A 14532-nucleotide genomic window follows, 5' to 3' on the forward strand; every position below is an offset into this window, starting at 1 on the left:
TCCTGCTTTAAAGATTTTATTGTAAAGATTGATTTATGCAGGGTTATGGATTATTTCGGATTTGTTTGCAAGGGCAACAGAACAAAAAGGGGCTACAAAAGTGCAAGAGGGAAACCAAAGCCTACAATAAGGCTTCAATTTTTTGTTCTAAATCTTTAATTTTACTTTTGTATTTCTCGCTCTCTACACGATATTGTGAGTTGCGCTGTTTGAGGGCTTTTACTTCATTACGCAAGGAAGTGATTTCATCGGTAAGAATATCAATGTTTCCCAAAGCTCTTTGAAGCTGTAATTGATGTTTGCGGATTAAAATTTCGGCTTCTTGTAGCGTTAATTTCATCACGGCACTATTTTTTTCTTCTTTTTGGGCAACACTTTTATAAAAAAAGGTTTTTACCACCATGAACAAAACAAACAGGATAAATGCCGTTAAAAATAACCATTGCGTAAATTGTGCCATTTTATTTCCTTAAAAGTTATAATTTCCCTATACGACAGGCGTGCCTACCACCTTCAAACACTCCCTCGCAAAAACTTTTTAAAATCTGTTCCACCATACCTTCCCCTACAACGCGTGCGCCCAAGCACAGCACATTTGCGTCATTATGCGCGCGACTCATTGCAGCACTATAAGGTTCATTGCAGAGTGCTGCACGGATACCTTTATGACGATTAGCAGCAATACTCATTCCAATTCCGCTTCCACAAATCAAAATTCCAAAACTTTTATCATTTTTCAAAACATTTTCACATAAGAGATTAGCAAAATCCGGATAATCCACGCGATTAGAATCGCTAGGTCCCAAATCCTCCACACTATGCCCCATTTTCTCCAATGTTTGAACTACAAAAGCCTTTAATGCAAATCCCGCGTGGTCGCTTGCGATAAAAAATTTCATTCTCTCTCCTATAATAGCAAGTTTATAATCGTCCGCACAGGCACAGAAATCATATTAGACAAAGGCGTGCTTAAGATAACCATTAACACCACCATACCCACCATTGGCGGCACCCTTTCAAACAATCTTGCAAAAAAATCGTTCCGAAACATCAACCCAAGATAAGCAAGCACATTTGAGCCATCTAAGGGCGGAATCGGGATTAGATTAAAGACGGCTAAAACAACATTATAAATCAATAATTGCAAGAAAAAATAAATCACAATTAAAGCAACAAAATTTGGATTGGAAAAATATTCAAAAAATCCCGCTAAGATTCCACCATTAAAGACATAAATCAAAAGAGCGGTTAGAATCGCTAAGGCAAAATTATACGCCACACCCGCAATAGAAACCGCAAAAGCCCCAAAATACCCTCCTCCATAAATCACGCGGTCCATTCGCACAGGCACAGGTTTCGCCCAACCAAACAAAAAAGGCGCATTCACAAGAAACAACAAAGCGGGTAACAAGATAGAACCCACTAAGTCTATATGCAACAGCGGATTGATTTTCAATCTCCCCGCGTCTTGTGCGGTTGTATCACCAAATTTTAGCGCAACAAAGCCGTGCATAATCTCGTGTCCGATAATCGCGACAAGCAGGGCTATAATCATTATAGGAATCTTGAAACTAAGCGGTAAATCAAGCATTATAGACTTTCCTTTGTATCTTACATTGCAGCATTTTGCGATTCTGCGGCATTGGAATTTTGCATTTGTTTTTCTAGGGATTCTATACTTCTGCCAATGCGTTCCCAACGAATCTTAAAGTCATCGTCCCAGCTAAAATACACAAACCAAGGCTTGCCAATCACATATTTATAACTCACCGCCCCCCAAAAACGCGAATCATTAGAATTGTTGCGATTATCCCCCATCATAAAGAATTCCTCCTCTTGCACTTGCGCAAAAAACGCAGTCTCGCCATTAGGCAACTGCACCCTTTCCATACCAAGCGGCTCACCTTGTTGGGATAGAATCTCTAATTGAGCAAAGGCATCAGGAAACACATCTAAGTATTGCACGCCAGAATGTGCAGCCAAATAGGGGTCATAATAAAAGGTTTTGCCTCTAAACTGCAAGGTTTGCCCTGCTTTCTCTTGATAGGCAGAATCGCTACCAAAATGCACCCAAAGCCCTTTTTGCGTATAAAGCACCTCATCGCCACCCACAGCGACATTGCGCTTAACATAATGGATTTTGGGGGAATGTGGGTAACGAAAAATGACAATATCCCCGCGTTTAGGACGCTCGCCCTCAAATAAATGTCCATTACCTCTAAAATCAGGCAAAACTTTTAATTCAATCCACGGAATTGTGGGTGTTGGGATTCCATACGCAAACTTTTTGACAAACAAATTATCGCCAATTAGCATTGTATTTAGCATACTTCCGCTTGGAATCACAAAGGCTTGCGCAACAAAAAAGATAATGCCTAGCACGATAATAATTGTCCCAACCCAGCTATTGACAAACTCATAAAGTTTGATAAAAAAATTTTTCATTTCCTTTTTCCTTTAATGGTTTGCGCGAAGTTTTGCTGATTTTAAGGTGTTTTGGAGCAAGGAAGCAATCGTCATTGGTCCCACTCCGCCGGGCACTGGTGTAATAAATTCGCACAAAGGCGCGACATTTTCAAAATCCACATCGCCCACGATTTGCCCGCTCGGTAGCTTTGAGATTCCAATATCTACGACGATTGCGCCTTGTTTTACCATTTCTTTGGTAATCAGATTTGGCTTGCCCACTGCAACACACAAAATATCCGCGTTCTTTGTGTGTGCAATCAAATCCTGTGTGTAAATATGGCAAAGAGTTATCGTCGCATTCTCGTTTAGAAATAACGCTCCTAGCGGCTTGCCAACGATATTGCTTGCACCCACAATCACGACATTTTTGCCTTGAATTTCTATCTTGTAATGTTTTAAAAGGCTCAAAACACCCATAGGTGTGGCTGGAACGAAGCCCGCAAGATTCGCAAAAATACGCCCCATATTAAAAGGGTGGAATCCATCTACATCTTTGTGTGGGGCAATCGCTTCTAGCACTGCGGTTGTATCAATATGCTTAGGCAAAGGCAGCTGCACTAAGATTCCATCAATATTAGGGTTGGCATTTAGCATTGCAATGGTTTGCAATAAAGAATCCTGTGCGATGTTTTCGGGCATTTCGTGCGTAATAGAGTAGATTCCTGTGCGCTTACACGCTTTGGCTTTCATATTTACATAGCTTTGTGAAGCAGGGTCATTCCCCACCAAAATAACAGCTAAACCGGGAGTAATTCCCTTTTGGCTTAAAACGCCCACTTCGGATTTAATTTCTATTTCAATTTGTTGTGCAAGAGCTTTTCCGTCTAAAATTTGCATTCATAATCGCCTTTAAAAAATAATTTTGTTATTATAATCAAAAAAAATTTTTAAAAGTTTAAGGCAACATTCGTGCAAAAAGTATTTAGAACTTTTTTGATTATCATTAGCGGCTTTGGATTCTTTGCAAATGCGGAAGAAAGTTTTATTACGACTTTGGAATACGGCAAAATGCTTTATACTAACCCGCGCGGAATCGGTTGCATAGAATGTCATGGACGTTTTGGTGAGGGACAACAAATCGCAAACTATATTCATAAACGCAAAGGTAAAACTCTGCAAGGTCCGCGTATCAACAATTTAAGCTTCAAAGAGTTTGAAAATGCACTGCAAAAAACCAAAAAAGTAATGCCCAAATATTATTTAACCTCCAATGAAATTGAAGCAATCTATAAATACCTAGAATCCATTGAAAAACTGCAAGAACATTAGCTTTTGTAGCGAGATTCCATTGCAAATTTGATTTGTGCGGGATTATGGATTTGCAAGTGTGGGTGAAAATGCTTCGCATTTGCACGCTTCGCTTCGCTCACAATGACGCAAAGGCAAGCTGTCCTTAGCGGCAATCTATCATCTTGTATAAAGCAGTGAAAAATCGTAAAAGAATAAAAAGATTTGTGAGATAAAACCTCCCTTAAGATACTTGCGGCACTTAAATGCTTAAAAGGCTCTGCTGTGTTCCCACCCTGAAGCATTATTTTAAGCACTCATCGCACAAGTCTCAAGAAAGGCGAATGGGATTATATTAGGTTTTTGCCAAAATTCAACTTAAGACTTGATTTTCTATCCAACAACGCAAACGGAATCTCAAAGATAGGATTCTGCTTTCAAATGCATACTTTAAAAAATTCTTTATACCATTGGATAAAATTCTTGATTCCCTCTTGTATGCTTGTGTTGGGTTTATAATCCAAATCCTTTACCAAATCCTCTACATTTGCATAAGTTGCCGGCACATCACCGGGTTGGAGTGGAAGCATATTTTTCTTTGCCACGATTCCAAGCTCTTTTTCAATGGCTTCAATGAAATCCATTAATTTTACTGGATTGTTGTTACCGATATTATAGATTTTATAAGGAGCCTTAGAGCTATGCGGGTCTGGGTTAAGTCCGCTCCAAGTAGGATTTGGAATCGCATTGTGGTCAAGCACACGCACAATACCCTCTACAATATCATCAATATAAGTAAAATCTCGCAGCATTTGCCCGTGGTTAAAGACATCTATTGGTTTGCCCTCCAAAATCGCCTTTGTAAATAAAAACAAAGCCATATCCGGTCGCCCCCAAGGACCATAAACCGTAAAGAATCGCAAGCCTGTTGTTGGCAAGCCAAAGAGATAGGAATAAGTATGCGCCATTAGCTCATTGCTTTTTTTGCTTGCTGCATAAAGGCTAATGGGGTGATCCACATTATCGCTTGTAGAAAAGGGCATTTTTTCATTCAATCCATACACGGACGAGCTAGACGCATAAGCCAAATGGGAAACCCCAAACTGCCTGCAAGCTTCCAAAATATTCACGAATCCTACGATATTGCTTTGTATATACGCATAAGGATTTACAAGAGAATAACGCACTCCCGCCTGTGCTGCAAGATTGCAAACTTTGTCAAATTGCTCACTCCTAAAGAGATTCATAAGATTCTCTCTATCTTCTAATTCCAAACGAATAAAACGATAATTGGGGTATTTGCTGCTTTGTAAGAGTTGATTTTCTACGATAGAATCCTGTGCAATTCCCGCTTTTGCTAATCTACCATATTTGATACGCACATCGTAATAATCATTAATACAATCTAGTCCGACAACCTCATCTCCGCGTTCAATAAGAGCTTTTGCCACAAAAGAGCCGATAAACCCTGCTGTGCCTGTTATTAAAACTTTCATCGCATTACTTTATAAGCTTAAAATAATGTTCTAAAAACACTTGATTTGCAGTGCCTTTAAACTCGCATCTTCCTAACTCTTGTAGGCTTAATTCTATTGCATTCACAACCCAAGAAATCTCGCTAATATCAATTAATCCCATATGATTAATCCGAAAAATCTTACCTTTTAAATTATCCTGTCCTCCTGCAATATTCACATTAAATTTATTTTTTAGAATCTTGCGCAATGTGTCGCTTTCTTCATCATAAACACAAGTTATAGAAAGTGCGGGATTTTTTGGATAGATTTTTAGCCCAATACTTTTCATTGCCTCATCACACGCCAAAGAGCGCGCTTTGGTCTGTTGATAAATTTTGTCCCAGCCTATTTCCTTTGCTTTTTGTAAAAAAGCGCAAAGTCCAATAATAATTGTTGTCGGCGCAGTCCAAGCGGTTGTATTTTTCACTTGATTTTTAAGCTCTGTTTTGAGATTAAAATAGAATCCCACATTGCGCTCTTCTATCTTTTCTATGGCGCATTGGCTTAACCCGATAATGCTAAGACCTGGTGGAAGCATAAAGGCTTTTTGAGAGCCACCAATTAACGCATCTACGCAACTCACATCTAACTTTTCTACACCCATTGCGGTAATGCTATCTACGATGACCATAATTTTGGGATTGTGATTTTTCACCGCTTTAGCAATCTCTTCATAGGAATGACGCAATCCCCCTGCACTCTCGCACGCCTGAATACAAAAAGCGTCAATCTCTGGATTTTGGTTCAAGACTTCCAAAACAGATTCCACACTAGCAGGTGTATCCCATTCGTTTTTAATCTCTACATTTGGGATTCCAAAGGCTTTTGCAATCTTGCCAAATCTTTCCCCAAACTTACCGCTATTAATGCTTAGGAGTTTCTTTTGACACAAGGAAGTAACGCAAGCTTCCATTGCTCCACTTCCAGAGCTTGCAAGCAAGAGAACTTCGGGCATTTGAATCACTTCTTTTAAAAGCATACGTGTAGTAGCAAAAATCTCTTCAAATTCTGGGGTGCGGTGGTGGATTGTAGGCTCACTCATCGCAACACGCACAAACTCTGGCACAGGAGTAGGACCGGGGGTAAAAAGTAACATTCTTTATCCTTTTTAAAAAATTGCGCAATTATAACGAAAATTTTATTATATCCATCTTTGCTAGATTGCGCTTTTTTAAGTCATTGCGTCCTTGCAAATCTTTGTAAAAGTCGTGGCAATCTATAATTTTGCAAAAAGCAATCTTTACAATGGAATCTTAAAAAATTAAGAATCACAAGGTTTAAGGCTTGAATCTCTTTGCTTGATTGGAAGGAGGTTTGAAGATGATAGAATTAGCATTGATTTTAATCTTGTTAATTTTGCTTATCCAAGCCCTAAAGAGCTAGATAAGACACCTTAAAAATTCACTTTGCAATTATAAGCCCTCTACACTAAAGAGAGACTTAAACAATTCTATTAATTCAAGCCCGAGTGTAGGGGCTTGAAATCCCCTTTAAATTCTACACTCTTATGATGACTTCGTTATCATTGAATAATCAAATCTTTTTTGTTGTTAAGATTATAAATTGCTTCGTCTCTTTGCTCTTCGCAATGACAGGTTGGCGTGCGTCATTGTGAAGCCTCGTTAGTGGCTGTGGCAATCCATAATTTTACATTGCTTTTATCATTGCGCCCTTGCGATTCCACAGCAAAGATAATTAACGAATTGCCAAATACGCTCCTAAGCTATCTTGCGTCCAAGTAGCCTGCTCTTTTTGGAACTTCTGATAACTTTCTAATACCTTTTTGAAATCTGCATTTTTAGCACTTTCCTCCTCTAGCACCACCGCAAGTGTCTTTTTGAACCCATCAATTACTTCAGGAGGAAATGTGCGCACTTTTGCGCCCTCTTTTTTGAGAGCTTCTAAAGCTTTGGCGTTATAAAAACTCCCCATTGCAGTCATTTGCATATGCGCTTCACGACTTGCAACCTCCAAAATTGCTTGAACCTCTTTAGAATAACTTTCCCATTTCTGCTTATTAAAAACAAATTCCGTAATAGAACCTGCTTCCTGCCAAGGTGTGTAATAATAAGGAGCTACTTTATGAATGTCTAGCTTTTGGTCAAAGGCAGGAGAAACCCATTCTGCAGCGTCTAAAACACCTCTTTCTAAGTTCGGCACGATTTCGCCACCGGGCGTGCTTTTCGTTGCTGCACCAAGCTTGGATAGCACTTGCCCCGCCACGCCTACCATACGAATCCTTAAGCCCTCAAAATCTTTCAAACTTTTCATTTCCTTTTTATACCAGCCCGACATTTGAATGCTAGTTGCTCCCCCAAGCATTGGATAAAGATTATATTTTGCCGCAATTTCACGCCATAGCTCCATTCCCTCGCCATAGAGATACCAAGCATTTTGCTCGCTATCAATCATACCAAAAGGAATCCCAGAGAAAAGATTGAATGCAGTATTTTTCCCCTCCCAATAATAAGGAGCAGAGTGGAATGCGTCAATCTGTCCGCTACTTGCCGCGTCAAACACCCCAAGCGCAGGCACAAGCTTGCCCGCAGGAAAAATATCTATCACAATACTACCGCCGCTTAATTCATTCACAACCTTTGCATAATGCTTTACCGTATCCGAAAGAATCGGCATTGTAATAGACCAAGTCATCGCCAAACGAATCCTTGTCGTTGCTTTTTTAGTCGGCTTTACATTTTCCTCTGCATTTGCAGTTGCATTTTCACTATTACAGCCAACCAACGCCACCGCTCCCAATGCAGAAGCGAATCCTAAACTTGTATTTTTCAAAAATTCTCGTCGTTTCATCTCTATCCTTTAAAAAATAAATTGCAAAATTTTAGCCCAATTTTCACTGCTTAGTGTTAATTGTGGAAACAAAAAAACCAATCCTAGCACTAAAACCTGTAATAAAATAAAAGGCGCAACGCCTTTGTAAATTTCGCTAATTTTGATTTGTTCTCCTACGGCAGATTTCAAAAAGAAAATAGAAAATCCAAAAGGAGGCGTAAGAAAGCTTGTTTGTAGATTAATCGCCACAAGCAATGCAAACCATAACATATCCACTTGATAATGCATTGCAATCCCCGCTAAAATAGGTAAAGCAATATAACAAATTTCAAAAAAATCAATCAAAAAACCAAGCACAAATACCACAAGCATTGCGACAAGCATAAAATAAAAGGGCGAATCCAAATATTTTGCAAAAAAATCAAGCACAACTACATCGCCGCCTAGCTCGTTAAACACAAGTGTAAAGCAGTTTGCACCAATGAGAATCATAAAAACCATTCCACAAAATACAATCGTTTCTTGACTTGCTTGCTTGATTAAAGCAAGATTCAGTTGCCCATTAAAAAAACTTAATAGCAATGCGCCCACCACTCCAATTGCCGCTGCTTGCGTTGGTTCTACGATTCCACCTAAAATACTTCCTAGCACAAGAGTAATCAAAACAATCGGTGGAATTGCCATTTTAAGCGCGTCTAATGCCAAAGAGCGCAGATTTTTAGAATCATCTGGGCTTGCAGGGGCAAGCTTAGGAGCAAAAACCACCACACCTAAGACAAGTAAGACATAAGCTGCAACAAGCATAATACTTGGCAGAATCGCGGCACTAAAGAGGTCGCGCACGCTAACATTTAAAACATCGGCTAGAATGATTAAAATAATAGAAGGCGGAATAATCTGCCCCAAAGTACCGCTTGCAGCCACCACACCAGAAATCAAACTTTTGTTATAATTTGCCTTTATCATCGTAGGCACTGCAATCACTCCCATCATCACCACCGTTGCCCCTACGATTCCTGTGCTAGCAGATAAAAGCACACCAACTAGAATCACTCCCATTGCCGCGCCCCCGCCAAATGAGCCAAAAAGCTTGGCGATAGAATTAATCAGCCGCTCTGCGATTCCACTTCGCTCCAAAATCATTCCCATTAAAATAAACAATGGAATCGCAATCAAGGTTGTATTGCTAAAGATTCCCTCCAAGCGATTAGGCAAAAAAGTTAGTACATAGGGATTCTCTCCAAAAACCATTAAATAGCTTCCGACGATTAATCCACTAGAACCAAAGGCAAAAGCAACCGGCACACCCACGATTAAAAGCGCGATTGCGATTCCAATTAAAGCCAATAATTCCATATTTAATGTTCCTGCTTTAATTTTTGCTCTTTTAAGCTATCTTTTAAAATTTGCGTTTCTTCTGTAACGAAATCCACACTCTGCGTGTAATTTCGTTGTTTTATCTTGATAAAAGACTTCAAAATTACACTCACACTTTGCAAGCTCAAAAGCACAAATCCAAGCACCACGAAAGATTTAAAAATAAAATAATAAGGAATCTTGCCATTTTGCGAGGATTCGCCCATTTTATAAGATTGAATCGTAAAGTCCAAACCATACTTTATCATCACCAAACAAAAGGGCAGAATAAAAAACAGATTCACCAAAAGAAAACCGATAACTTTTGTTTTGTCGCTATAATGCGCATAAAGCAAATCAATGCGCACGTGTTTGTCCTTTTGTAATGTCCAAGAAAATGCCAAAAGAACCATTAAAGCAAAACAATAAAGGCTAAAATCGTCTAATTTGCTATTCACATAAGAAAAATTGAGCGCAAGTGCAAGCCCAAAAATAAGCAAACATAAGACCCATAATGCGACACTAGAAACACGAGAAGCAATCAAACTTAAGCTATCTAAAACGCGTGCGATTTTTAAGATTTTTTGCATTTGGAGGGTTTCCTAAATTAAATGAAAGATTAAGAATTGAATTTATATCAAAAATATCAATAAATTTCAAGCAATAAATAAAGAATCACAAAGACAATAAAATAACAAAATCTTTAAGCTAAGATTTTAAAAAAATCCTTACAATACAGATTTTATTTTAAAAATCTAAAGGAATCCTATGTTTGAATGGATTGCAAGCCCTGAAATGTGGATTGCATTGGTAACCTTGATTGCCCTTGAAATCGTGCTTGGAATTGACAATATCATTTTTATCGCGATTCTTGTAGGACGACTACCCAAAGAACAACGACAAAAAGCTCGTATTTTGGGACTATCGCTTGCAATGATTACTCGCCTCTTGCTTCTCCTTTCACTCTTTTGGATTATGAAACTCACCGCACCTTTATTTAGTGTTTTGGGACAAGACATTTCAGGACGTGATTTGATTTTGATTCTTGGGGGACTTTTTTTGATTGGCAAATCTACTTTAGAGATTCACCACGATATAGAGGAAGCAGACGATTCCAAACCTCAAGATTCCTTGCAATCAGGCGCGAAAAAAGGCTTTATTAGCGTGCTTGTTCAAATTGCAATATTGGACATTGTTTTTTCGCTAGATTCTGTGATTACCGCAGTGGGAATGGTCAGCAACATTGAAATTATGATGCTCGCAGTGATTGTAGCAGTGGGCGTAATGATGATTGCAAGCAAGGGAATCTCCGAGTTCGTAGAAAACAATCCGACGATTAAAATTTTAGCTCTTGCCTTTTTGATTTTAGTCGGCGTTACGCTCGTCGCAGAAGGCTTGGATTTCCATATTTCTAAGGCTTATATTTATTTTGCAATGGCATTCTCTCTTGGTGTGGAATCTATTAATATTTACATCAAGAAAAAACGACTTGCGCAAAAAAATCAACATTAAAGGAATCCTATGCCTTATGTGAATATCAAAATCACGCGCGAAAATGGCACACCCACAAAGGAGCAAAAACAACGCATTATACAAGGCGTTACAGAGATTCTAAGCGAAGTTTTGGGCAGAGATTCCGCTTCGCTTGTTGTCGTGATTGATGAGATTGACTGCGATAACTATGGAATCGGGGGCATTACGATTACACAAAAACGCAAAGCACAAAGCTTTAAATACACCAAACAAGGTAAAACTAAATGAAAACGCTGACAATCATTGATACTTTCGGATTCCTTTTTCGTAGTTATTTTGCCCTGCCCCCACTCAAAAACCACGATGGATTCCCCACAGGATTGCTGACGGGATTTGCAAAACTTATTTTGCAACTTTACAAAGATTATCCGCAAGATTATTTAGTTTTCGCGCTGGATTCCAAAGAGGAAAATTTCCGTAAAAGCATTGACCCGCTCTATAAGGCGAATCGCCCGGAAGCTCCGCAAGATTTGCAACTACAACTCAAAGTCGCAATTGAATGGGTAGAACAAATGGGATTTAGAAACATTTCCATTGCAGGTTATGAAGCAGACGATGTGATTGCTTCTATCAACAAACAAGCCAATCGTCTCAATGTCCAAGTGCGCATTATCAGCCACGACAAAGACCTTTACCAACTCATTGATGAGAATACCTTTCTCTTTGACCCCAAGAAAAAAAAGGAAATTCACGCTGCAGATTGCATAGAAAAATATGGAGTAACCCCAGCGCAATTTATAGATTTTCAAAGTCTTGTGGGGGATAGTTCGGACAATATTCCTGGCGTCAAAGGAATCGGAGCAAAAGGCGCGGCAGGATTATTGCACAATTTCCACAGCCTTAATGGAATCTATGAAAATATCCATAAAATTGCCTCTAAGCGCACACAAGAATTATTAAAAATCCACAAGGAGGACGCTTATCGCTCTTTGGAGCTTGTGCGCTTGCGTGAGGATTTGCTAGAAGATTTCAATCTCCAAGACTGCCAAATGCCACAACAAAATCCCTTGTTAAAAATCACAGAATCACTGAAAGCCTATGAAATTAATAGCGTGCTAAAAAAGATTTTATCCAAAGATTCTACTAAAAAATCTTTGCATCTATTTGAAAACGCAACCAAAATCAGAGAATCGCAAGGTTTTATCCCACAAACTCCAGCTCCAACCCCTTTCTACTTTCAAGCACATTTGTTAAATACGGATACACAATTGCGAGATTTTCTCCCCCAAATCACACGCGATTCTATCGTGTCTTTTGATACAGAAACAACAAATTTAGATGTTTTTAATGCCAAAATCGTAGGTTTTTCTTTCAGTCTTGATGGCACAAATGCCTATTATGTGCCTTTGGCACACAATTATCTAGGCGTAGAGGAGCAAGTAAGTCAAGAAGTTGCGCTAGAGTTTATCCAAGCACTTTTTAATGCCAAAGCCATTATCGGACACAATCTCAAATACGACTTAGAAATCTTACGCACAAACTTCGGCTTTTCACCCCAAAATCCTTACAATATCAAGGATAGTATGCTTGCCGCGTGGCTTTATCAAAGTGATTTGCCTTGTAATTTGGATTCTTTGATGTTGCGGTATTTTAAGCACGAGATGATTCATTATAAAGATGTGGTCAAAAAGGGAGAAAACTTTTCGCAAATCTCCATAGAATATGCTTGCCAATATGCTAGCGAGGACGCAGCCGCTTGTTATCAGCTCTACCAAAAACTTGCACATTTACTCCCACCTAATCTACTTGAAGTCGCAGAATCTACGGAATTTCCGCTGATTACTTGCCTTGTCAATATGGAGTTAAGCGGAACGAAAATTGACATTGAATATTTTAAAGAGTTAAAATCCGAAATGTCTGCTAAACTCTTGAATCTATCAGAGGAAATCTTTACGCTCGCACAAAAAAACTTTAATCTAAACTCACCACAGCAACTTTCTATCGTCTTGTTTGAGGATTTGAAACTCCAAAGTGGCAAAAAAACAAAATCCGGCTTAAGCACCTCCCAAATGGTGTTAAACTCTCTTTATGATGCGCACCCTATCGTGCCAAAGATTTTAGAATATCGTGAGCTTTTCAAGCTTTTTAGCACTTATATAGAGCCTCTCATAGAACACGCCAAACTCAACGAATCGCATAAAATCTATACTTCTTTTATGCAAACAGGCACGAGCACTGGACGCTTAAGCTCCAAAAATCCGAATCTCCAAAATATTCCTGTCAAAACCGCACAAGGCAGACGCATACGACAAGGCTTCATCGCACAAGAAAACCACCTGCTCCTAAGCCTTGATTATTCGCAAATTGAATTGCGACTTTTAGCGCATTTCTCGCAGGATAAGGCGATGATTGAAGCATTTTGCCATAATGCAGACATTCATCTTGAAACTGCCAAAAAAATTTTTGGTGAGGCAAAGGCGCAAGAAAAACGCGCGGTGGCAAAAAGCATTAACTTCGGGCTTATCTATGGTATGGGACCTAAAAAACTCTCCGAAACATTAAAAATCAGCTATCAAGAGGCAAAAACTTATATTCAAAATTATTTTGAATCTTTCCCCACTGTGAAAGATTTTTTAAAGGCTCAAGAGGATTTTATCTTAGAAAATGGCTATTCGCTTACACTGCTAGGGCGTATGCGCAAGTTTGACTTTCGCGGAATCCAAGAATACCAAAAAGCAGCATTTTTGCGCGAGGGTATTAATGCAATCTTTCAAGGAAGTGCCGCAGACATTATCAAAATGGCGATGAACGCTATCACGCAGACAAATTTAGAATCCAAATTGCTTTTGCAAGTGCATGATGAATTAATCTTTGAATCCCCGATTGCTTGTGCGGAATCCGAAGCGAAAAAAATCGCTTCCATTATGGAAAACATCACAACACTTGAAATTCCCCTCAAATGCTCTATTAGTATGGCAAAACATTGGGGCGACTTAAAATAGCTCCTCGTTGTGTCCTTACAAATACTTTTCTTTCGTTCTTGCGAGAAAACCTTTAGCTTTTCGTGGCAATCTATAACTTTGCAAAAAGCAATCTTTGCAATGGAATCTTAAAAAATTAATGACGAGATTCTAAGTTATAGATTGCTTCATAACGACAAAAATTAAGAATCACAAACAAATATGCTATAATCGCAAGGTTTAAGGCTTAAAATCTCTTTGCTTGATTGAAAGGAGGTTTGAAGTGGAAGTAGTTTTAACTTTAACTCTACTAATAATCCTTATTCAGACTATAAAGTCCAAATAAGATTCTTTTAAACTTACTTTATAATTATAAGCCCTCTACACTAAAGAGAGCCTTAAACAATTCTTATTTATTCAAGCCCAAGTGTAGGGGCTTGAAACCTATCCTTAAATCCTACCCGTCTTTACGATAGCTTTCCCCTCTGTCATTGCGAGAAAACCTTTAGCTTTTCGTGGCAATCTATAACTTTGCAAAAAGTAATCTTTGCAATGGAATCTTAAAAGCGAGATTCGGCATTATGGATTGCTTCGCGGACGCTCGCAATGACGAGGTGGGAAGCCTAGCAAGGACAAGAAAAATACGCAAGGGCGCACTGCCCCACATAATCCACAAAGAACCAGAAAAACCCACAAAAAAGCCACACAAAGCCCCCACACCACTACAAACTACCCACATA

General features: G+C 39.0%; 16 protein-coding genes and 1 other RNA gene. 4 read left to right on the top strand and 13 right to left on the bottom strand.

The annotated features are described in order from the left end of the window. Positions 1-121: 121 nt before the first annotated feature. Genes K2N75_RS00255 through folD form a run of 5 tightly spaced genes read right to left on the bottom strand, consistent with a single transcriptional unit; the run spans position 122 to position 3306 of the window. A complete protein-coding gene (locus tag K2N75_RS00255; protein ID WP_115552034.1) occupies positions 122-460 on the bottom strand; it encodes a hypothetical protein in 339 nt (112 codons plus the stop codon). A 16-nt stretch (positions 461-476) separates the two neighbouring features. Further along, a complete protein-coding gene (gene rpiB, locus K2N75_RS00260) occupies positions 477-899 on the bottom strand; it encodes a ribose 5-phosphate isomerase B (RefSeq protein ID WP_297681001.1) in 423 nt (140 codons plus the stop codon). 8 nt (positions 900-907) lie between these two features. Beyond that, a complete protein-coding gene (locus tag K2N75_RS00265) occupies positions 908-1591 on the bottom strand; it encodes a site-2 protease family protein (RefSeq protein WP_297681003.1) in 684 nt (227 codons plus the stop codon). A 20-nt stretch (positions 1592-1611) separates the two neighbouring features. After that, a complete protein-coding gene (lepB, locus tag K2N75_RS00270; RefSeq protein ID WP_297681005.1) occupies positions 1612-2445 on the bottom strand; it encodes a signal peptidase I in 834 nt (277 codons plus the stop codon). A 12-nt stretch (positions 2446-2457) separates the two neighbouring features. After that, a complete protein-coding gene (gene folD, locus K2N75_RS00275; RefSeq protein ID WP_297681007.1) occupies positions 2458-3306 on the bottom strand; it encodes a bifunctional methylenetetrahydrofolate dehydrogenase/methenyltetrahydrofolate cyclohydrolase FolD in 849 nt (282 codons plus the stop codon). Positions 3307-3378: 72 nt separating this feature from the next. Here folD and K2N75_RS00280 point away from each other — a divergent pair, with 72 nt between their 5' ends. Next, complete coding sequence (locus K2N75_RS00280) at positions 3379-3738, top strand: c-type cytochrome (protein ID WP_297681009.1); 360 nt, start codon at positions 3379-3381, stop codon at positions 3736-3738. On the opposite strand, the gene K2N75_RS00285 is transcribed toward K2N75_RS00280, so the two are convergent. The 7 genes from K2N75_RS00285 to K2N75_RS00315 all read right to left on the bottom strand — a co-directional run bounded on the left by K2N75_RS00285 (position 3735) and on the right by K2N75_RS00315 (position 9949). Next, positions 3735-3872, bottom strand: a complete 138-nt coding sequence (locus K2N75_RS00285) for a hypothetical protein (RefSeq protein ID WP_297681011.1) — start codon at positions 3870-3872, stop codon at positions 3735-3737. The two genes, K2N75_RS00280 and K2N75_RS00285, sit on opposite strands and share 4 nt — an antisense overlap. 63 nt (positions 3873-3935) lie before the next feature. Further along, an RNA gene (gene ffs, locus K2N75_RS00290) (signal recognition particle sRNA small type) lies at positions 3936-4033 on the bottom strand. Between the two features lie 100 nt (positions 4034-4133). Then, complete coding sequence (locus K2N75_RS00295; protein ID WP_297681013.1) at positions 4134-5192, bottom strand: NAD-dependent epimerase; 1059 nt, start codon at positions 5190-5192, stop codon at positions 4134-4136. 4 nt (positions 5193-5196) lie between these two features. Beyond that, a complete protein-coding gene (locus K2N75_RS00300; protein ID WP_297579525.1) occupies positions 5197-6309 on the bottom strand; it encodes an alanine--glyoxylate aminotransferase family protein in 1113 nt (370 codons plus the stop codon). A 599-nt stretch (positions 6310-6908) separates the two neighbouring features. Beyond that, complete coding sequence (gene dctP / locus K2N75_RS00305) at positions 6909-8021, bottom strand: TRAP transporter substrate-binding protein DctP (protein ID WP_297681015.1); 1113 nt, start codon at positions 8019-8021, stop codon at positions 6909-6911. A gap of 9 nt (positions 8022-8030) precedes the next feature. Then, positions 8031-9359 carry a TRAP transporter large permease subunit gene (locus tag K2N75_RS00310; protein ID WP_297681017.1) on the bottom strand — a complete coding sequence of 443 codons (1329 nt, stop codon included), beginning with the start codon at positions 9357-9359 and terminating at the stop codon, positions 8031-8033. Between the two features lie 2 nt (positions 9360-9361). Then, entirely contained in the window at positions 9362-9949 is a 588-nt protein-coding gene (locus K2N75_RS00315) for a TRAP transporter small permease subunit (protein WP_297681019.1), read from the bottom strand. 178 nt (positions 9950-10127) lie between these two features. On the opposite strand from K2N75_RS00315, the gene K2N75_RS00320 reads away from it, so the two are divergent. From K2N75_RS00320 to polA, 3 genes are read left to right on the top strand one after another with little or no spacing between them, the layout of a single operon-like run. Then, positions 10128-10871, top strand: a complete 744-nt coding sequence (locus K2N75_RS00320) for a TerC family protein (protein WP_297681021.1) — start codon at positions 10128-10130, stop codon at positions 10869-10871. Positions 10872-10880: 9 nt separating this feature from the next. Further along, positions 10881-11120: a 4-oxalocrotonate tautomerase family protein gene (locus K2N75_RS00325; RefSeq protein ID WP_297681023.1), complete on the top strand. Its 240-nt coding sequence runs from the start codon at positions 10881-10883 to the stop codon at positions 11118-11120. Further along, entirely contained in the window at positions 11117-13834 is a 2718-nt protein-coding gene (gene polA / locus K2N75_RS00330) for a DNA polymerase I (protein WP_297681025.1), read from the top strand. Before K2N75_RS00325 ends, polA begins: the two co-directional genes overlap by 4 nt. Before the next feature lie 481 nt (positions 13835-14315). On the opposite strand, the gene K2N75_RS00335 is transcribed toward polA, so the two are convergent. Next, the coding region (locus tag K2N75_RS00335; RefSeq protein WP_297681027.1) for a hypothetical protein at positions 14316-14532 on the bottom strand (217 nt) is incomplete at its 5' end.

This window comes from Helicobacter sp., assembly GCF_029067145.1.
GTDB lineage: Bacteria > Campylobacterota > Campylobacteria > Campylobacterales > Helicobacteraceae > Helicobacter_D.